This window comes from Mucilaginibacter sp. P5_A4 (assembly GCF_056400605.1).
In genome coordinates, this window is the sequence record NZ_JBFUKX010000013.1 from 38,297 (window position 1) to 58,177 (window position 19,881).

Consider the following 19,881-nt stretch of genomic DNA (forward strand, 5'->3'; position numbering starts at 1 on the left):
ACAAAAAGGCTGAAAAGTTGTATATAAATTAATCTACCATTGTAAAACCAATTATGAGTCGAATTAAGTTAAATGCCTGGTTTTTTATGTTGATAGCGGGCTCAATTATAACCGCCKGTGGTCAGCCTAAAACTAAACCTCAGCCTGTTTCAAAAGATATTTCAAAAACTGCAATACAGGTAGCGGGTAAAAAAGATAGCGTGTTTAATAATCCACAAAAAAACTATGGTACAGCAACTGTTCCCGATCCCTGCGTAAAATGCCTGCTACAGGTAATACAGGAAAGTAAAAGCTTTAAAGATAATGCAGGCAGTTTATCATCAAGGGATATAAATTATACCGTTAATTGGGTGAAAGCATCAGATCCAGCTTTAAAGCCCGATACCAGTAACAGTACTAATGCTATACGTGTTGACGTAAAGAGAATAGAAGAGGGTGAAGACAAAATGCTTCTTTCATATGTATATAATAATGCTGAGGGTACTATGTACGTCATCAATAACCAAAACAGGCCGGAGCATGCTGTATCAAGCATTACCCCCGAATTGTTGAAACAAATCCGCAACAGCTGTTACTGGGGTGTGGCTTCGGGGAAGTGAGATTATTAGATGTGCAAATATGCAGATTACAGATGTGCAGATGATTTTTTGATGTTCTGATCTGAAACTCAATCCAAAATATCCGATGAATCTGTTTAATCCCGGTTCAGACGAAAAAAAGCAATAAAAAAGCGATGAGTACAAACCCATCGCTATAATTCTATAATTTTCACTGGCAACCCGCCATCCGCAACAGCTTAAGTTGTGTAACCCAGAATCTTTAACACCTGCTTGCTGTTCTGTTCCTCGCCGAAAACCTCGAAGTTGAATGTTTCGTCGCGGTTGCGGCGGATGATCACATGCTTGGGTGATGGCAGCAGGCAGTGGTGTATGCCACCGTAGCCACTTAATACTTCCTGGTAAGCGCCTGTGTTGAAAAAGCCCAGGTATTGTACCTTACGGGTTTTAGGCATAAATACGCTGTTCATGTGCGCTTCCTGGTTGTAATAATCCTGGCCATCGCAAGTAATGCCGCCAAGGTTTACGCGCTCATATTCGCTGTCCCAGTTGTTAACCGGCAACAGGATATATTTCTGGTTCAAAGCCCAAACATCGGGCAGGTTGGTGATGAATGATCCATCAAGCATCAGCCAGCGCTCACGGTCGTTTTGTTGTTTACGGCCCAGTACTTTGTATAAAATGCCMGAAGCTTCTGCAACTGTATACTTACCAAACTCGGTAATGATATCCGGTTCCATGGTATCGTGCTCTGCACAGATCTCTTTAATCCGGCTCACAATTTCGTTGATCATGTACTCATAATCAAAATCGAAAACCAATGAATCTTTAAACGGCATACCGCCGCCAATATCAAGCGTATCAAGTGCCGGGTTTACTTTTTTAAATTTACAATAAAGTGTTACATACTTTTCCAGCTCGTTCCAGTAATATGGCGTATCAGAGATCCCTGAATTGATAAAGAAGTGCAACAACTTCACCTGGAAGTTGGGGTTGTCCTCTATTTTATTATGATAAAAATCGATGACATCCTCCATCCGTACCCCCAAACGCGAAGTGTAAAATTGAGAGTCGGGCTGCTCTTCAGCAGCTATACGGATGCCCAGGTTACAAGGGGTGTCCATCTCAATTTCATCATCATAAAGGTTAAACTCTTCCTTATTATCCAATACCGGGATGATGTTTTTAAAGCCATCATGCAGCATATCAATAATATAGGTTTTGTACTGGAAGGTTTTAAAGCCATTGCAAATTACCGTTACATCCTTGTTCACGGATCCCTTTTTTTCAAGAGCATCAATCATCGGCATATCAAAAGCTGATGATGTTTCCAGGTGGATCTCGTTTTTAAGAGCCTCTTCAACAATATGTTTAAAGTGCGAGCTTTTAGTACAATAACAGTATTTATAGCTGCCGCGGTAATTATTTTTAATAATAGCCTGCTGGAATAACAGCTTTGCCTGCTGTATCTTTTTAGATATCATGGGCAGATAGGTGAAGCGCAGGGGGGTACCGTACGTTTCAATCATCTCCATCAAATTAAGGTCCTGAAAGTATAGTTCATCGTCGATGATCTCAAAACCATCCTGGGGGAAACCTACACTTAAATCAAGAAATTCCTGGTAACTCTGCATCCTTAAAAAATTTGGGGCAAAAATGTGATTTTTAAACGGAATAAACCGCTATTTGTTGGGATAAAATTTATAGTTTGAATGTAATTTGTTTACTACGCAGATAACTGTCTGCTTTTATATGGGATGTCTTTTACTTGCGTATATCATTTTGGCTCTGTCATAATAGCTTTCCGTAAATTTTGGCTTTGCGCTAAATTGGTCAAATATGGTTTTGAGATATATCACTTGATTATTTCTGTAATACATAGTTGATGTTTCGGGATGTGGCACATTAATCATCTTAGATATCCGTTTTATAACTGTTTTACTTAAAGAATCAGCATAAAAGACATACTCTTCTATAGTTCCGCCGTTTGTCATTTCACCAACCATATCATTAACCATTAAAAGTTTAATTGAATCCACCCTGTGCACATACTGATCAATTTCTTTTAATTTAAGTCTTAGGGAATAATCTAATTTGACCTTGGCAGCATCTGTAGCTATTTGGCAAAGTCCATCAGAATTTAAACAAATGAAAAGAATTATACTCAATAGTAAAGCTTTCATTATGTGTATTTAATGATGAAAATAATTAAAAATCAATTTGAACCAACAGGCAAATGCACCTCGGCCATCATGCACCTGGCACTGCCGCCTCCATTGGTTTCAATAGTGTTGATATCAGCATAAACCAACCTGCCATATTTTTCCAGTGTAGATTTTTGATCTCCATCCAATGCATCAAAAGCGTTTTTCGACATTACAATCAGCGTTTCGCCTTTATTGTTTTTCACTTCCAGCATATTACCCGCAAACTGGTTCATTTGTTCAAAGCTGATAGTAATCACTTCTTTTTGGGATGACTTGAGTGATTCTAAAACCGTAATACGTTCATGCGGGTTTGGAATACTATCGGCACATATTACAGCAAATTGGCTGCCCACGCACATCAATACATTGGTATGGTAAATGGCTTTACCATGCTTGTCGGCCGCGTCAAAGCTGATGGCCTTGTAGCCGGCCTGCTCACAAAACAAATCCAATACCTGTTTATCAGTACGCGGCGACAAGCAGGCGTAGGCGATTTTATTTTCCCTATCCAGCACCATGCTGCCCGTGCCTTCCAAAAAACGGTGATCTGCCTCAAAGCGACTAAGATCTATTACATGGGCAACTTTAAATTTGTCTTCAAGGGTGGCTATAATATCTTCCCGCCGTTCCAGTCTTCGGTTTTCTGCCTGCATGGGGTACAGGAAAACGGTGCCGTCATTATGGAATGATACCCAGTTGTTTGGGAAAATAGAATCGGGAGTATAAGGCTGCGGCGTATCGTTCACTACGGTAACGCTTACGCCGTTATGTTCCAATGTTTTTACAAAGTGATCAAATTCGGCAAGAGCTTTATCCTGCACAGCCTGCTGGTCGGTGTTGCGTTGCTGAAATGCATTGCTTTCGGCAGTTTCTTCATTAAACCCGAAGTTTACCGGGCGAATCATTAATATGTTGTTGGTAGATTGATTCATATCAGTCATTTGTTTTTCTGAACCGAAATTGAGCGAATTAAGAATTTTTTTCGAATTCAAATGCAGCTAAAATTCCGGTCATTCATAAAATTCGTTTAATTCCGGTTCAGACAACCCTATCTCTTAAAAGTGGCATACTCATACAATGGAAACCACCACGGGCCCTTGAAAGTTCTGCCGATGGCATTAAAATTAATGTATCGGTTAAAGTTTGTGGATCAAGCTCTCCGGATTCAAATTTTTGGAGCAGGTCGTTCACCCGTATTACCTCAAAGCCGCTTTGTTTAAAGGCTTCAACAGTTTTGTCGTTACGGTCATAGCCTAAAACTACACCTTCTTTTAATGCCAGCAGGTTGCAGGAGTCGGTCCATTGTTCGCGGGCATCAAAAGGGAAGGTGTTATTACCCGAATAGATAAACTGTGTTTTTCCACTGCTTTGCAGGTCTTTTTCGCTGATGTCTGATAGCAGATCTTCGAGGCAGGCAATTGTTTTTGGTTTTTTACCTTTCCTAAACTGGACTATCTCTGGCTTTTCCTTTGATTTTTTATCGGCGAACCATGACATAGGTTCTTGTTCTTCCAAAGGCGCCTCGGCAACGGCCAGGGAACGCAGCAACACCCAGGTGTTGCGCTTAACCTGTGTAAACACCGTATCAATGTGCATATAATCGCGCTTATGCGGAATTTTTACAATAGTTACCTTTTTTACCACATCATTGTCAAACAACAACTTAATGGCTTCATTGGCCCCGCTGACAGAGGTGCGCTCACTGCAGCCTATTAACAAATGCTGCGGACTAACCATCATCACATCCCCGCCCTCTAAAGTAGTTTTGCCCTGGCTATCTTCGCCGGGGCGTAAAAAATGCTGGGCCGTTTCCGGGATCTCTAAAATATTATTCTGATAATCGGCAAAGAGCGGGTGATTGAAAAATATGTACCGCATCAGTAAGGTTTCGCGGAAGCGGGCTTTTTTGGCCGGCTTGTTTAGCAACATGAAACTGTTTACCGCTATACCCAAATCCCGTGAAAAAATAAGGTTTGGAATAGGGGCGAAGATCATCTCTTCGTTAATTAATGATCCTGATATGAATATTTTGGCCAGCTCTACAGGGTCGGTATCTATCAGTTGTTGTTGCAGGCGGTAGTTGCAGCTCTCGATGGCGCAAACAGATGCCACCAGTTTTTTGCGGATATCCGGCTGCTGTAAAATATCGGCCAGCAGGGCCTGAATTTCGATGACTTTGCTTGATGCGTGGAAGTTTTTATTATCGGGTTTAAAAAACAGGCGGTCGTAATCGTTTTCAATCTGTTGTAGTTTACCCTTTATCTTACCCGGATCTAAAAAATAGAGTAATAGCTTTACGTAATAATCGTACTCGTTGCGGCGCATGGTATCCAGGTGTACAATATCTTCAAACAGCCAGTCCTGTGCTTTTGAAGGTACAACTTTTCCCAAACCGCTATCCGGACTGTGGATAAGCAGGGTACGCAGTGTGCCAATTTCTGATGTTACATCTATTTTAAAATCTTGATTCTTAAGTGTCATAAACGAGGATAATCAAACACAAATCTATCAGAAATTAACTAAGAAAATAGCGTGGCATAGCAAAATTGAATGCCCATGATTTAAATTTGCAATAATATTTATTAGGTTTGGGTATAAGCATATCTATGTCGCAAGCAACCTCACAATTTTGGAACTGGTTTAAACAAAATCAGGATAAATTAGCTCAAATAAACAATCCCAACCTTAATGAGAATGACCAGGAAGAATTGCTTGACAGTATATTGGAGCAATTACATCAGTACTGCGACAAGCTATATTTTGATATTGGCGGATTATATGGCGAAAGCCAGGAGCTTGTTATAACCGCTGATGGTGAAGTTGATTATTTTGACAAAGTAGAGGAGTTAATTGAAGCCGCCCCTGACCTACAGGGGTGGTCGTTCATAGCCTTTATGCCGGCACGGGATTTAGGCAATAACACTGTTTTTGAAGACGTAGAACTCAAACCTTTTGAGATGTGGTTTTTACCGTTAGATAATAAAAACAAGCCAAAGTCTTTAGGATTTAGAATATGTTTACCTAATTATGAATTAGTGAAAAATAGTAAATGGCTAAAAGCTGCAGTTTACAAAGTTTTGGATATAGCGTTGGGTGAAAAGGTATTCGCGATGGATATTGATTATATCGAAATTAAGGAATTGCCTCACGGTGATCTTGAGGAGCAAGGCCTTTTAGAGCTTAAAGATTTATCCGCATTTGTTAAATGGAAAAAGAAAAAGCTTGCTGCTTTATAAGTCTTTATACTACACTTAAATTTATTACAGCCAGTATCCCCAATTTAATTAATTTTGCCGCATGGATTTTATTATTGATGCGGCCGTTAAAGCAATTAAACATCTATACCAAACAGATGTGGCACCGGCAGCAATAGGCTTACAGGAAACCCGTAAAGAATTTGAGGGGCAAATCACCATAGTTACTTTTCCGTTCACCAAATTCTCGCGTAAAGGGCCCGAGCAAACCGGCGCCGAAATAGGAGAGTATCTTAAAAATGAATTGAAGGAAGTATCTGCTTTCAATGTGATTAAAGGTTTTCTGAATATTTCCATAAGCGACGAGTACTGGATAGACCAACTTTATAATAAGATTTTGCCGGATGATTTCGCATTAGCAAAACCAAACGGACAAAAGGTAATGGTGGAGTATTCATCGCCTAATACCAATAAACCACTGCATTTGGGGCATATCCGCAATAATCTTTTAGGTTTTTCGGTAGCGCAAATATTAGCTGCCGCCGGTTACGATGTTGTTAAAGTAAACCTGGTGAATGATAGGGGGATCCACATCTGTAAATCTATGCTGGCCTGGCAAAAGTTTGGCAATGGCGAAACCCCGGAGTCATCTGGTTTAAAAGGTGATCATTTGGTGGGTAAGTATTATGTATTGTTCGATAAAGCTTATAAAACCCAGATAGAGGAGCTAAAAGCCGAAGGCCAAACCGAAGAAGAAGCAAAGAAGAACGCGCCGTTTATAAAAGAAGCACAGCAAATGCTCCAGAAATGGGAAGCAGGCGATGCCGAAGTAATAAACCTGTGGAAAACCATGAACGAATGGGTTTATGCAGGATTTACTGAAACGTATAAACAACTTGGTGTTGATTTTGACAAATACTATTACGAATCAAATACCTATTTATTAGGTAAGGATATTATTGAAGAAGGTCTGCAAAAAGAGGTTTTCTTTAAAAAACCGGATGGTTCTGTCTGGATCGACCTTACTGCTGACGGGCTGGACGAGAAACTGGTTCTACGTTCCGATGGTACATCGGTTTATATTACCCAGGATTTGGGTACTGCTCAATTGAAGTACAACGACTTCCACATGGATAGATCCATCTATGTGGTTGGTAACGAGCAGGATTATCATTTTAAAGTGTTGTTTTTGATCCTGAATAAGCTGGGTAAGGCCGGTGCCGGTGGCTTGTTCCATTTATCATACGGAATGGTTGATCTTCCATCAGGTAAAATGAAATCGCGTGAGGGAACGGTAGTAGATGCCGATGACCTGATGGCAGAAATGGAAACTACTGCAAAACAGCAAACCGAGGCCATGGGTAAGGTTGACGCTTTTACAGAAGAGGATAAGCTGGCTTTATACCATACTATTGGCATGGGGGCGCTTAAATATTTCCTGCTGAAGGTTGACCCTAAAAAGAGGCTGCTGTTTGATCCTAATGAATCGGTAGATTTCCAGGGACATACAGGGCCATTCATCCAATACACTCATGCACGTATTAAGTCGGTACTGAGCAGGGTTGAATATCAGCCCAATAAAAATATCGAAATAACAGAATTGTCTGGCGTTGAACGCGATTTGATTGTTTTGCTAAGCCAATTTCCAACTGTAATAAAAGAGGCTGCCAATGGTTATAGCCCGGCAGTTATTGCCAATTATGTTTATGAGCTGGCTAAAGCGTACAATAAATTCTACCACGAAAAATCAATATTGCAGGCCGAGGATGAAGTATTGAAGCAGTTCCGTTTGCAGCTATCGGCATCATCAGCCAAAGTGATCAGCAAGGCGATGGCGCTGCTTGGTATTGATGTGCCGGAACGGATGTAACGTTTAAATGGAGAACGATATACAAAGAAGCCCGGGACATTTGAGCCGGGCTTCTTTGTATACTATAGCTGCACATCTGAAATTTGCATACCAAAAAGCTTTCCGGGGGGCTTACCTCCAATGACCTCTATGCCATGCATAGCCCCGGCGAACGGGATGCCAGTAGCCTTGTACGTAAACACGACCTGCACGGGGCCTTGCATAATAACCATTTATGTAAACGTATCTTCCGCTGCGCCAGGCCCATTCACCGGGTACCCAGTAAGCGCCGGGGTAGGGAGCAACCGGACGTACGTATACAGGTTCGGCAGGGCGATCGGCAACATAGTAATCAGCTGCGCATGATGTAAAAAGTGAAGCAGTAAGGGCCAGCACTAATCCTGATTTTGCAATTGTTTTCATCTGTAAAATGTTTAATAATTAAATTACTTACAGCATTTTTGACAATCGCAATAATTATTGGTTTAATGAAGTTTAGGTGAATTTATCGGCAACTACATAATCTTTGCTGCCTGCTGTATACTTGTAAAAACCGCTGCCGCTTTTTATTCCCCGGTGGCCGGCCATAACCATATTTACCAGCAAAGGGCAGGGGGCGTACTTTTGGTTGCCGAAGCCATCATACAAAACTTTTAATATAGCCAGGCAAACATCCAATCCAATAAAATCGGCTAATTGCAGCGGACCCATCGGGTGGGCCATGCCTAATTTCATTACGGTATCAATTTCTTCTACACCGGCTACACCCTCGTACAGGGTATAAATGGCTTCGTTAATCATCGGCATTAATATGCGATTGGCCACAAAACCAGGGTAATCGTTTACCTCAACCGGATCTTTATCCAGTGTTTTGGCCAATTGCATAATGGTTTGTGTAACCTCATCAGTTGTGGCATATCCCCTTATCACCTCTACCAGTTTCATAACCGGCACAGGGTTCATAAAGTGCATACCTATTACATTGCCGGGATTTTTGGTTACGGCGGCAATTTCTGTTATGGATATGGATGATGTGTTGGAGGCCAGGATCACCTCATCGGCACAAATATCGCTGAGTTGTTTAAATAACTTAAGTTTTATTTCGCGGTTTTCGGTTGCAGCTTCAATCACCAGGTTGGCAGTGGCTGCACCTTCTCCTATGTCGGTATAAGTTTTTATCCTGCTTAAGGTATTCGCTTTGTCCTGTTCGTTAATACTGCCTTTTTTTAATTGACGATCGAGGTTATTGGTTATGGTTTGTATAGCTTTATCTAATGCAGGGGCGTTAATATCAACCAATGATACCTCGAAACCATGTTGCGCAAAAACGTGGGCAATGCCGTTACCCATTGTTCCGGAGCCAATAACAGTTATATTTTTCATCGTTTACCGGGTTATATAAATGCTAAGTTGGGCTAAATTATTTGCTTTGCCAAGTATAAATCAGGGTTAAAAATTGATAAGCGCCGTTGCTTTAATGATCGATTTTTTATTGATGGGATCGTACACCGGTAACTGCCCAAGCTCGGTAAGGCCGGAGTAATTAAGGATATAACTTTTTGAATAAATATCCTTCGGGCCGTTAAATACTATACCCATAACCGGGATGTTATACACTTTAAGGGCATGTAATGACAGCAAGGTATGGTTGATACTGCCAAGGTAGTTTTGCGATACTACAATCACTCTGGCGTTGAGCTGCCTGATAAGGTCGATCATTAAAAAATTATTATTCAGCGGAACCATTAACCCGCCGGCTCCTTCTATTACCAATTGGTTATCGGTTTCGGGCAAAATGATGTTTTGGATATCAATGGTAATTTTATCTATAGCTGCCGATTTATGGGGCGAAAATGGCTGGGTTAAACGGTAAGCTTCGGGATGAAACCTGGTAGTTTTATTAGATATAAGGCTTTTAACTTTTAACGTGTCGCTGTTGTCCAGATCGCCCGATTGAATGGGCTTCCAGTAGTCGGCCATTAGTTTTTCGGTTATAACTGCCGATACGATGGTTTTACCTATCCCGGTGCCAATGCCGGTAATAAATATAGGTTGTTTAACGGGCATTAATTAAGTTGTTTATAGTATTGGTAAGCAAATTTAATTCATTTAATGTATTAAAGCTATGCAGGCATATCCTTATTCGCTCGGTTCCCGCGGCTACTGTGGGGCTCAAGATAGGCCTTACGTCTAAACCGGCCGATTGTAAAGCATTCGCCATTTCACGTGCTTTATCATTGCTTTTTAAAATAATGCATTGAATGGCACTGTCACTTTGAAGCAGGGGGGCAGCTCCTGATTGTTCAATGTGCTTTTTAAATATGCTGATATTTTTTTTTAGGCTGAGGATCTCCTCATCTGCAGAATTTAACAGCTGATAAGCCATTTTTATCGATGCTAAATTATGGAAGGAAGGGGCGGTGCTATAAATAAATGGCCTGGCGAAATTTACAAGGTATTCCCTGAGCAGGTTACTGCCCAAAACAATGGCTCCGTGGCAGCCCAAAGCTTTACCAAAGGTGACTACCGAGGCAAATACCCTGTTTTGCAGACCCAGCGCATTCACCAAACCTTTTTTATATAAGCCAACTGCATGTGCTTCGTCAACAATTAAATGAGCATTGTATTTTTCTGTAATATCAAGGATCTCCTTTAAGGGTGATGAATCGCCGTTCATGGAATAAATACTTTCTACAATCACATAACAGTTGCCTTTAGATAGCTTTAATTTGGCCTCCAGGCTTTCGGTGTCGTTATGCCTGAAACTATACCTGTTGGCATAGCTTAAGCGCGCTCCGTCAATGGCAGAGGCATGTATCAAATCGTCAAGAATAATGGTATCGCCGTGTTGTGCCAGGGACGACAGCAGGCCGAGGTTGGCATCGTAGCCGGAGTTGAATAATAAACCTGCGTTGCAGCCATGAAATGTTGCTATTTCCTGTTCAAGACTTTCGGCATATTGAAGGTTACCCGAGAGCAGCCTTGAGCCTGTGGATCCGTTTAAACTTAAGGGGTGTTTTTTAACTTCTGCTTCAATCCGTTCTTTTAAAACTACCGACCGGGCAAAACCTAAATAATCATTCGAGCAAAAATCAATAAGGCTATTTTCGGGCTTTAGTGTTCTGTACATCCCTGATGATCGCCGTTCATCAAGTTTGTTTTGAAGGTATTTGCTGGCTAAAGTCAATGTATATTTTTTGTGTAAAAATAAAAAAAGCGGCTCATCGCCGCTTCTTTTGTCAGATTAATTTTGGGAGCCGCCTCCTCCGCCGCCGCCCTGTCTCATCCTGTCCATCATATCTTTTTGAACTTTATCAAAGGCAGTAGCCTGTTCAGGTGTTAAAATGGCTTTAATTTTATCGTTGGTAGCTTTTCTCATTGGCATCATGGCGCTTCTCATGGCTTCCCTGTCGCCATTGGCGGCAGTTCTTACACTATCCATTTTAGTTGCCTGCTCTTTATAAACAGCCGTTACTTTTGCGGTTTGATCGTCAGTTAGCTTTAATTGTGTTTGCAGATCTTTAGCCCTGTCTTCGGGGCTCTTTCTCATACCACCACCTTGTGCATGGCTTACTGCTGCAATCCCCATCAGGAAACAGCACATCAACAGAAATTTTTTCATAGCCCTTTTAAATTTAATTTACGTTTTAATTGTATGATAAAGATATATCGTAAAGGTTTAAAAAAGCTGATGTAACTTAATTGTTGCTTTGCTGTAAGTTTGATATCGAACGCTGCATCTGGGCCATCATATTGGTCAGGCTTTCCATGGTAGGCTCGGGTGTTGGCTGCGGTAACTGGGTTGATATATAGCCTTTTGCTTTCCATATCTCCAATACGTCCTCGCCGTTTATTTCGTAAGGCTCGTAAACCGGGTTATCTGATATTAGCTTTAATTTTTTATGGTCTTTAAATTTGTTACCAATACGCTTGTATACAACACCGTCGTCTTTTGATATTACCACGTAGGTTTCGCCTGGTTTAACATCTGCCCAGTTTTCCAGGTATTCGGCTATAATGATATCGCCTGATATAATAGGCAGCATCGAATCGCCTTTTATTTCAAAGGCCCGGTAAGTGCCCTGTTTAAACATGGGCAAATAAAACTTGGGCAGTTTGGCAACATATTCCGGATCGGCGTAACCGTTTAAATAGCCGGCGCTGGCTTTAAGCGGTACCATTTCAATATTTTCATTATCCTCTTTATCAACAGAAATACTCAGTACGCGCAGGTTAGCAGGGTTGCCTTTAGGCTTGGGAGCCCATTTTTCGTTGATAGTTTCGTTAATAAAATCATCAATGCTAATGTCAAAGTATATTGCTAATGCTTTTAGTAACTCATATTTGGGCTCTGCACGCTCTTCTTCATAAGCACCTACTAATGAACGTTTTATACCCATTTCGTCAGCAAATTGCTGTTGGGTAATTCCCTTCTTTTTGCGAAGGAACTTAATATTTTGTGAAATTATTGACATAAAATTTGCATTTGCTAAATTTATTAGTAATTTTATGCTCATAAAGTTAGTAATATTTATTCATTCACCAAAATTTTTATCAAAAAATGAAACGTTTTGTATATATCATCACCGACAGAAACAGGAAAAATCTACATGTAGGCTTATGCTCTGACCTGGTAAAAACACTTCAGTTTTACAGCGATATGCCAACTTTGTTTTTTGACAGCGCACAGCAGCTTAATCGCTTAGTGTATTTTGAAGAAATAAATACCGAGGAGCAGGCCATGGAGCGCTTTAAAACAGTAAGTACTTTTACAAGGCCTCAAAAAGAAAAAATGATCAGACCTGTTAACCCTGACTGGGTAGATCTGACCATTGGTTTAAAGTTCGAGAGCGGGGTTCGTGTAAGGCCACAATTACGCCCATCGGTAAATGCTAACAGGAGAACTATTGCTTTTTAATAAATTTTAAAGCGCCCGAGTTCATGCAATATCTTTTGCCGCCACGGTTGGCAGGACCGTCGTCAAATACGTGACCAAGGTGCAAGCCTGTACTTTTTTCGATAACCTCGTCCCGGCTCATGCCGTAACTATTATCGCTAACTACGGCAACTTTTTTGGGGTCCACTGCTTTTACAAAGCTTGGCCACCCTGTACCGCTATCAAATTTATCCTCAGAGCTGAATAATACTTCGCCTGTGGCAGCGCTTACATAAACACCCTTTTCATGGTTGTTCCAGTAATCGTTTTTATAAGGTGGCTCGGTGCCACTCTCAACCATAATGTAATATTGGTTTGGCGTAAGTGTTTTTTTCCACTCCGCCGCTGGTTTGCTTAGTTTACGTTTTGCCTGCCCATTGCTGTTTTGGCAGCCAAAAGCTGTTATAATACTTATTATAGCTATTGCAAAAATTAATTTTCTCATTCCTTATTCATTTTAAGTTTTGTTGTTTGAATTATATGGATCAGTCGTAAAATTTAACTTATCCTTACAACCTATTATACTTAAAATACGAAATAATATTTCGGGTGGATTGTCATCCGCGGGTCCAATTATATAACCCTGGCCTTGGGTAATAATACTTTATTTATTACATGAAGCATGCCGTTGTTTTGTTCAATATCAAAACGGTTAATGATACTTTCACCGCCATTCTCGTCAACTAAAACAATATTACGGTTAGCATCAATTTTAGCGGTTAGTTTATCGCCGGCAAGGGTGGTGAATGTAGCTGTTCCCTTATTTTTGCTTATCTCCTTAGCAATATCTTTTGCTTTTAACCGTCCAGGAATAGCATGATAGCTAATGATGCTGGTAAGCTCCCAAACGTGTGCAGGCTTCATCAGGGAGTCGACCTTGCCATCAGGTAAATTCAGAAAAGCACTATTAACGGGTACAAATATGGTAATAGGCCCCCGGCTTTGAAGCGTACTTTGCAGGCTGGCTTTACTCATCAAATCGTAAAACGTGGACAGATCTTTGGACAAGGCGATATTTTTAACAATATCATTGCCCGGCAGCATGTCATCACCGGCAATAACTTTAAGCGGACCTATAGCCCTGGGATTTATAGAAGCTATCGGACCTTGCGCAAACAGCACAGCGGAATATAGAAACGACACAACAAGCAGCGATAGTTTTTTCATGACAGATGATTATATGTTATATGTATAACAATCAAATACTTAACTGTTTTTAATAATTTAACTAAAAATTAAAAAAGCGGCATTGAGCCGCTCAAATATATTGATTTCTGATGTGTTTTTACCATCCCGGCGTAAAGCCTAACCCAAATACAGGCTTAGCTACATCGGTACGGTTAAACGGAACAGCCAGGTATGGCTCTAATACAAATGCCCCAAATACGTTTATCCTTAATGATATACCCGCGCTTAAAGCAGGCACGCGGCCATAAGTTGTATTAAATACCGGGTTGCCGCTGCCGTCAACTGTTTGGTTACCGTTTTCATCAAGCACCGGAGTTTGACCTAATATAGGTGGGTTTTTACGGAAATAAATATGATCGCCTGCATTCCAGGCTAAACCTGCATCAAAAAACAAGTTCAGATCGGTAAACAGGAATTTTGACTTAATCTGGGCCAGCTTTTCTGGTCCGGTAAATGGCAATCGTGTCTCGAAATTAAATACAGCCATCCTGCTTCCCGATAACTGATCGATATTGAATCCGTTGGTAGCCTTTTTATTGTTGCTGTAAAATGTTTGCCCCTCGTACCCCCTTATGTAAAACGGATAACCTATAAATAGCGGGTATATACCGTTTGAATCGCCAAATCGGCCATATCCAAAAAAGCGGGCTGCAAATGTTACCGGTTCTACACGTACATATTTCCTTAGGTCGATAGTTGGTGAAAAGAAACGGTAGGTACCAAAATTATACCCGGCCTCCAGCCTGTACCTGAAACCATTTAAAGGCGCTGTCACTCCAAAAAAGGAGTTATCGCCTACCAATGCGGTTGATAGCTGGAAAAGTGCATATGACTTTAAATTATAATTTAACAGGGCGCTCTCTTCGCTGTTTGGTACTTTCTTTTTATCAGAGTTGATGTAAGTATACTGTAAGGACTTGTTATTTTGTGCATCCGTAATTGTATCTATTTTATAAGTATCGCTATAGCGATCAACGCGATAGGAGTTATATGAAGCGCCGCCGCTTACTTCAAAACGGGTTGTTTTGTTAATAGGATAGGAGGTGAAAACCTTGGCCGCATCCTCAAAATTGCGGATGATATCGGTATTTTGTGATAGTACAGTAACGTTTTTACCACCTACATTTTGCTTAGGGAAAGTTTGGGTTTGTAAACCGAACAGGTAAGGGATGTGAGAAATGCCTGTACCCAGGTTCCAGCGGCCTGTTTGATTTACATAAGTTACAGCCGCTCCTGAATCATAAATCTGCCCGTTTACAGATGCTGCGGCAAAAATCTGGTTACGACCCAAAATATCGCTGAATACGCCCTGGATGCCACTGGACAGGCTTGTGCCATAAAAACTACTTACACCAACCCCAACGCCGCTTCCCGCCAAATAATCAAGCTTAAACTTAGGGCGATAGGGGATCTCCCTTACCGAGTCGGCAGGGATTTTCTTATAAGCCAGGAAATTGTTCAGGTTTGAATTAATCAGGTCGACACCTACAGCTTGTGGCGGCGGCAGCATGGCTGCGCTAAAATCTACAGCCTGCGCCTGTAAAATAACCGGTTTAAATTCGGAAGCTTTAGCGTTATACAGCGCATATTTCTGGGCCCGGTAATAGGAGTAAACCACATCATCATTAGCGGATATACTTAACGCCGGCGAAAATTCTGTGATGCCGCAGATGCCGGTGAACAGGTTAGTCATTTGTTCAACCTGGCCGCTGCTGATAGTGTAACGATACAGGTTACGGAAACCATCCCTGTTTGACAGGAAATAGATTTGGGTGCCATCTGCTGAATACTGTGGGTTTAAATTATTAGCCCCGTTAAATATTTTAAGATCGGTTACTTTTCCGCTGGCAAGGTCAAGCTCGGCCAGGTTAAAAGTGATAGCCTGCTCTAATGATTGATCGTAAGTTGATCTGTCACTCGCGAAAATGACTTTTTTACCGTCCCTGGAATAAGCAGGCTGGTAATCGGTGTATTTATCATTGGTGAGCTGGGTGATTTTTTTGGTATCGAAATTATAGGAGTACAGGTCGCTCTGCCCTTCAGAAAGGCCTGTAAACACTATATCCTTACCATTTGGCGACCAGGAAAGGTTGCTAAACTGTTCAGCCTTTTCCATTGATACATCATCAAGCGTACGCCCGCTGCTTACATCAATTACTTCCATCCGGTTACGGCCTTTGCTAAATACGCTAAATGCAAACCGCTTACCATCAGGAGACCAGGCACCGGCCGATTCGATAAAGTTAAATTCGTCTATATGTGTGTTTGATACCTTGCTCGTTAGTTTTCGTAAAATCTTACCTGTTTTGGCATCGGCAAGGTAAAGATCAATGCTAAACAAGCTTTTGGCCGATAAAAATGCCACATATTTACCATCGGGGCTTACGGCGGGAGCAACCACCAGGTCGCCGCCATTCTCTTTGTCTACCAGTTTAATTCCTACGGGTTTTTGTGTGGTATCTTTTAAAAAGGGCTTATATGTTGTTTCTATCGAGTTTTTCCACAGACGGGAAAGCGTTTTATCATCATATCCAAAAGTGCGCCTGATACCATAAGCCAGGCCGTACCGTGCTGTGTTTTTAAAGAAAGGTACAATAACGGTATCGCCATAGGTGGACCCTAAAAACGACCAGAAAGCCTCGCCATAACGATAAGGAAAATACTTATTGCTTTCGGTAAGGTCGCGTACCGAAGGGATATCATGGTTCAGGTAGGCATCACGCATCCACATGGCCGTGTATGAATCTTTTTTACCTAACGACAGGTATTCCGCCATACCCTCAATCATCCATAGGGGGATATTGTTGATGTTTTCAAAGGTTTCATTTTCTCTTCCCAACAAGGCATGGTATTGAAACGCGTGAACCAATTCGTGCCCGATAACGTGACGGGTCATTTGGTTGGTTTCCATCACCGGCATCACCACGCGGTTTTTTAGTCCTTCTGTAATACCACCGGTACCTACGCCAATTTCGCCATCAATAGCTGTGGTTTGCTGAAAATCGGGATGATTTGCATATAAAATTATAGGGTTGGCAGTTTTAAACGTATCCTTAAAAACCTGCTGATGCAAGGTATACCACAATTCGCTTTCTTGGGCAAAGCGTTTGATCATGCTATCATTTTTTATATAATAGTAGATTTCGAAATGTGGGGTTTTATAAACTTTAAATTTTAGGTTTTTATACCTCACTTTATTTTGACCGAAATATTGCGCCTTTGCACTGTTACTGATAAGCAGCAAACTAAACAGGCATATAAATATTAAGGTGAACTTTTTAGCTGTATTTAAAAATGAGTAGGTTTTATTCATAATTTAACTAAATAGATTACGGCTAATTTAAATATTAATTGCAGGCTATTGTAGTATGCAATTAATATTAAAAAACTTATACATACGCTACCATTTCCCCGGGGCCCATTATTTTTGATTAACAGGAGTCGTTTCAGGGTTTTCTGGTGTAGTAGTAGTTGGTGGAGGTATTACGTTAGTGGTATCAATAGGGTTGCTTGTGCTATCTGTTTCTGTGGTATCGGCAACAATATGCGGCGATGGGCACTGATAGCTCTTGGTGATTTTGCTCCATGGTTTTGGGAACGGACCGTAAGTATAGCCCGATTTAGGGTCGGCATAAACCTTTTCCATAAAGCGCCCAAAAATAGGGAGCGCGGTATGTGAGCCTTCACCTGTTTCTGATGTTGTAAAGTGTACACTGCGGTCATCAGCGCCAACCCAAATACCTGTGACCAGGTCTTTTGTGATACCCATATACCAGCCGTCAACATAATCAGATGATGTGCCGGTTTTGCCGCCTATCTGGTTATTGTCTTTTTTCCACAAACCAGGGTATTCCCATAAGGCCTGTGAAGTGCCGCCCGGCTCTTCCATACCACCACGGAACATGTAAAGCATTAGCCAGGCTGTTTCTTCGCTCAACACTTTTTCTGTTTTTAATTCAAATTCATCCAGCACATTTCCATCCTGATCTGTGATTTTGGTAACCAACAACGGATCGATCTTTTGACCCTTGTTAAGGAATGTGCTGTAGGCCCTTACCATTTCATAAACCGAAACGTCATTTGAACCCAATGATACCGATGGAACCGATTTTAACGGGCTTTCGATGCCGCATTTGTGGGCATACTGCACAATTTTATCCCAGCCAACCTTTTCGGTAAGCTGTGCGGTAATGGAGTTTACAGATTTGCCCATGGCCCAGCGTAATGACATTTCCTGGTACGAGAAATGAAAATCGGCATTGTTTGGCTGCCATATTTCGTCTTTCCCGTTATCCTTGTATTTGATAGTTACCGGCTGATCGGTAAATTTATCGCAGGGAGTAAAGCCGTTATCAAGAGCGGTTAAGTAGGCAAATGGCTTAAATGTTGAGCCAGCCTGCCTGCGCGATTGGTTAACGTGATCATAATTAAAAAAGCGATGGTCGACACCGCCTATCCATACCTTTATTTTACCTGTAGATGGTTCCAGGGTCATCATACCGGTATTTAATATCTTGGCATAGTATTTAATAGAGTCGATAGTTGAAAAGGTGGTGTCCTGTTCGCCCTTCCAGGTAAAAACGGTCATCCGTTTTTTAGTTTTAAAATACTCATTAATCTTCACCGTATCGCCGCCGTACTTTTTATTCAGCAGGTTATAAATAGGGAGCCGTTGTTCGTTTTTCAGAATAAAATCCTTGATCTCGACACCTTTAGAATCACGCCAGGGGTTTTTATTCCCCCAAAGATTATTGAAACGCTTTTGCAGCATCTTCATCTTTTCGGCAACGGCTTCTTCGGCATATTGTTGCAGGCGCGAATCAATGGTAGTATAAATTTTTAAGCCATCCTCATAAAGATCATAGCCATTTTCTTTACACCATTTATCCAGCCATTTTTCAACCGCGCGGCGGATATATGAATCACCATGCGAATCCTGCTCCACATAGCTCAGATCAAGCTTGATAGGCGATTGGGTACTTGTATTGTATTGATCTTTGGTGATGTAGCCATATTTCTCCATCTGGCTTAAAACCGTATTACGGCGTTCGGTAGCACGTTCGGGGTTGCGGATGGGGTTGTAATTTGATGTAGCCTTCAGCATCCCAATCAGCAAAGCTGATTCGGCAGGATTAACCTGGTCGGGCTGTTTGTTAAAGTATTTTAACGAAGCCGTTTTAATGCCGTAAGAGTTATTGCCGAACGGGACTGTATTAAGATACAAAGTAAGGATCTGCTGCTTGGTGTAAACATGCTCTATTTTAAAGGCGGTAAGCCACTCTTTACATTTGAATACAATAGTGCGGATGAATGGCACGTGTTTGATAAAACCCTGCGATTTACGTTTACGGGTTTCGAACAGGTTTTTTGCCAATTGCTGCGTAATGGTACTGGCCCCGCGGCGATCGCCCTTGGCAGTGGAGAGCAAACTGGTAATAAAGGAATAAAAATCGACACCATGGTGACTGTAAAACCTTACATCTTCTGTAGAGATGAGTGCGTTTATAAGGTTGGGGGAGATGTGTTTCAAGTCGACAGGAGAGCGGTTCTCTTTGTAGTATTGCCCTATTAATTTACCATCGGCAGTGTAAACTTCAGATCCTACGGACATGACAGGGTTTTTAATGTCCTGCATGTCAGGAGAGTACCCCGAAAGCCATAGGAAATTGAGCTCGATAGAGCAAAAGAAGATAATAATGAAGTATATAAATATGGCTATGAACCTCAGAAATCGGTTTCGTATTCGTCTGAACATTGGGTAAAGATGTAAAATTATGGCGCTAAATCATAGCCCCAAAACAAATATTAATATATGCTGTTTTCTTAAAAATTAAAGATATACTCATCATCCGCCTTCTTACCTGGTAAAGGCGCAAAAGCATTCTTTATTGTAAATTGATTGTGGCCCCATTTTGATAAATGTAAATAATATTAGTATTGAATAAAATGC

General features: G+C 41.2%; 18 protein-coding genes. 4 read left to right on the forward strand and 14 right to left on the reverse strand.

Annotated features, from left to right (window positions below; translation table 11 throughout):
* Window positions 1–53 precede the first annotated feature (53 nt).
* Window positions 54–599, forward strand: a complete 546-nt coding sequence (locus tag AC1DQW_RS10210; RefSeq protein ID WP_477453986.1) for a hypothetical protein — start codon at window positions 54–56, stop codon at window positions 597–599.
* A gap of 197 nt (window positions 600–796) precedes the next feature.
* On the opposite strand, the gene AC1DQW_RS10215 is transcribed toward AC1DQW_RS10210, so the two are convergent.
* From AC1DQW_RS10215 to AC1DQW_RS10230, 4 genes are all read right to left on the reverse strand, one after another.
* The gene (locus AC1DQW_RS10215) at window positions 797–2,191 is read right to left on the reverse strand and encodes an arginine decarboxylase (RefSeq protein ID WP_477406730.1); all 1,395 of its coding nucleotides are present in this window, start codon (window positions 2,189–2,191) and stop codon (window positions 797–799) included.
* A gap of 114 nt (window positions 2,192–2,305) precedes the next feature.
* A complete protein-coding gene (locus AC1DQW_RS10220) occupies window positions 2,306–2,740 on the reverse strand; it encodes a hypothetical protein (protein WP_477453987.1) in 435 nt (144 codons plus the stop codon).
* 32 nt (window positions 2,741–2,772) lie between these two features.
* Complete coding sequence (ctlX, locus tag AC1DQW_RS10225; RefSeq protein WP_477453988.1) at window positions 2,773–3,696, reverse strand: citrulline utilization hydrolase CtlX; 924 nt, start codon at window positions 3,694–3,696, stop codon at window positions 2,773–2,775.
* A 106-nt stretch (window positions 3,697–3,802) separates the two neighbouring features.
* The gene (locus AC1DQW_RS10230) at window positions 3,803–5,245 is read right to left on the reverse strand and encodes an arginine deiminase family protein (protein WP_477453989.1); all 1,443 of its coding nucleotides are present in this window, start codon (window positions 5,243–5,245) and stop codon (window positions 3,803–3,805) included.
* A 125-nt stretch (window positions 5,246–5,370) separates the two neighbouring features.
* On the opposite strand from AC1DQW_RS10230, the gene AC1DQW_RS10235 reads away from it, so the two are divergent.
* Together AC1DQW_RS10235 and argS are read left to right on the forward strand one after the other, a co-directional pair.
* Window positions 5,371–6,000 carry a hypothetical protein gene (locus AC1DQW_RS10235; RefSeq protein WP_477453990.1) on the forward strand — a complete coding sequence of 210 codons (630 nt, stop codon included), beginning with the start codon at window positions 5,371–5,373 and terminating at the stop codon, window positions 5,998–6,000.
* Between the two features lie 61 nt (window positions 6,001–6,061).
* Window positions 6,062–7,828, forward strand: coding sequence for an arginine--tRNA ligase (gene argS, locus AC1DQW_RS10240; protein ID WP_477453991.1), 1,767 nt, complete (start codon window positions 6,062–6,064; stop codon window positions 7,826–7,828).
* 111 nt (window positions 7,829–7,939) lie between these two features.
* Here the strand turns inward: argS and AC1DQW_RS10245 are convergent, their stop codons facing one another.
* The 6 genes from AC1DQW_RS10245 to AC1DQW_RS10270 form a co-directional block, all read right to left on the reverse strand.
* On the reverse strand, window positions 7,940–8,230 hold the full coding sequence (locus AC1DQW_RS10245; RefSeq protein ID WP_477402219.1) for a hypothetical protein: 291 nt from the start codon (window positions 8,228–8,230) through the stop codon (window positions 7,940–7,942).
* Between the two features lie 72 nt (window positions 8,231–8,302).
* On the reverse strand, window positions 8,303–9,190 hold the full coding sequence (locus AC1DQW_RS10250; protein ID WP_477453992.1) for a 3-hydroxyacyl-CoA dehydrogenase family protein: 888 nt from the start codon (window positions 9,188–9,190) through the stop codon (window positions 8,303–8,305).
* Window positions 9,191–9,256: 66 nt separating this feature from the next.
* Window positions 9,257–9,874 carry a dethiobiotin synthase gene (gene bioD / locus AC1DQW_RS10255; RefSeq protein ID WP_477453993.1) on the reverse strand — a complete coding sequence of 206 codons (618 nt, stop codon included), beginning with the start codon at window positions 9,872–9,874 and terminating at the stop codon, window positions 9,257–9,259.
* Window positions 9,864–10,994: an aminotransferase class I/II-fold pyridoxal phosphate-dependent enzyme gene (locus AC1DQW_RS10260; RefSeq protein WP_477453994.1), complete on the reverse strand. Its 1,131-nt coding sequence runs from the start codon at window positions 10,992–10,994 to the stop codon at window positions 9,864–9,866. Before AC1DQW_RS10260 ends, bioD begins: the two co-directional genes overlap by 11 nt.
* A 57-nt stretch (window positions 10,995–11,051) precedes the next feature.
* Window positions 11,052–11,429 (reverse strand): hypothetical protein, encoded by a 378-nt coding sequence (locus AC1DQW_RS10265; RefSeq protein WP_477453995.1) that lies wholly within the window; start codon window positions 11,427–11,429, stop codon window positions 11,052–11,054.
* A 76-nt stretch (window positions 11,430–11,505) separates the two neighbouring features.
* Entirely contained in the window at window positions 11,506–12,282 is a 777-nt protein-coding gene (locus tag AC1DQW_RS10270; protein ID WP_477402227.1) for an XRE family transcriptional regulator, read from the reverse strand.
* Window positions 12,283–12,368: 86 nt separating this feature from the next.
* On the opposite strand from AC1DQW_RS10270, the gene AC1DQW_RS10275 reads away from it, so the two are divergent.
* Complete coding sequence (locus AC1DQW_RS10275) at window positions 12,369–12,725, forward strand: GIY-YIG nuclease family protein (protein WP_477402228.1); 357 nt, start codon at window positions 12,369–12,371, stop codon at window positions 12,723–12,725.
* Here the strand turns inward: AC1DQW_RS10275 and msrB are convergent.
* The 4 genes from msrB to AC1DQW_RS10295 all read right to left on the reverse strand — a co-directional run bounded on the left by msrB (window position 12,712) and on the right by AC1DQW_RS10295 (window position 19,686).
* On the reverse strand, window positions 12,712–13,188 hold the full coding sequence (gene msrB, locus AC1DQW_RS10280) for a peptide-methionine (R)-S-oxide reductase MsrB (RefSeq protein ID WP_477453996.1): 477 nt from the start codon (window positions 13,186–13,188) through the stop codon (window positions 12,712–12,714). The two genes, AC1DQW_RS10275 and msrB, sit on opposite strands and share 14 nt — an antisense overlap.
* Before the next feature lie 128 nt (window positions 13,189–13,316).
* A complete protein-coding gene (locus AC1DQW_RS10285; protein ID WP_477453997.1) occupies window positions 13,317–13,910 on the reverse strand; it encodes a fasciclin domain-containing protein in 594 nt (197 codons plus the stop codon).
* A 118-nt stretch (window positions 13,911–14,028) separates the two neighbouring features.
* Window positions 14,029–17,244 (reverse strand): TolB family protein, encoded by a 3,216-nt coding sequence (locus AC1DQW_RS10290; protein ID WP_477453998.1) that lies wholly within the window; start codon window positions 17,242–17,244, stop codon window positions 14,029–14,031.
* Between the two features lie 108 nt (window positions 17,245–17,352).
* A complete protein-coding gene (locus AC1DQW_RS10295; RefSeq protein ID WP_477454000.1) occupies window positions 17,353–19,686 on the reverse strand; it encodes a penicillin-binding protein 1A in 2,334 nt (777 codons plus the stop codon).
* Window positions 19,687–19,881: the final 195 nt, after the last annotated feature.